This window comes from Microbacterium sp. ZXX196 (assembly GCF_009709595.1).
GTDB lineage: Bacteria > Actinomycetota > Actinomycetes > Actinomycetales > Microbacteriaceae > Microbacterium > Microbacterium excoecariae.
This window is the reverse complement of the sequence record NZ_WMEE01000518.1, coordinates 1-236: the sequence shown is the minus strand read 5'-3', so window position 1 is coordinate 236 and position 236 is coordinate 1. Positions and strand designations below refer to the sequence as shown.

Annotated in this window: 1 protein-coding gene; it reads right to left on the bottom strand. The window is 67.8% G+C overall.

From position 1 onward, the window contains the following. Window positions 1-5 precede the first annotated feature (5 nt). The coding region (locus GJQ66_RS14430) for a hypothetical protein (protein WP_230379700.1) at window positions 6-236 on the bottom strand (231 nt) is incomplete at its 5' end.

Genomic DNA, 236 nt, shown 5'->3' with positions numbered 1-236 from the left:
TGATGTCAAAACAGGCTCAACTGATCGCCGGGGCGCGGCGGCACCCGGAAGAGATCTGTCCGCAAGGCGGGCATGCGGTGGCTGAGGCATGCCGCCTTCACCGCCCGTTTGAAAGGCTGCTGCAACAGATCGGCATAGATGCCGGTGCCGGTCAGCCGCGTGGCCCATTCGGCGCTGTAATCCTCCCCCCCGTGCATCTCGCGCACCCGCGCCATCACCCGTGCGGCGCGCAGCGG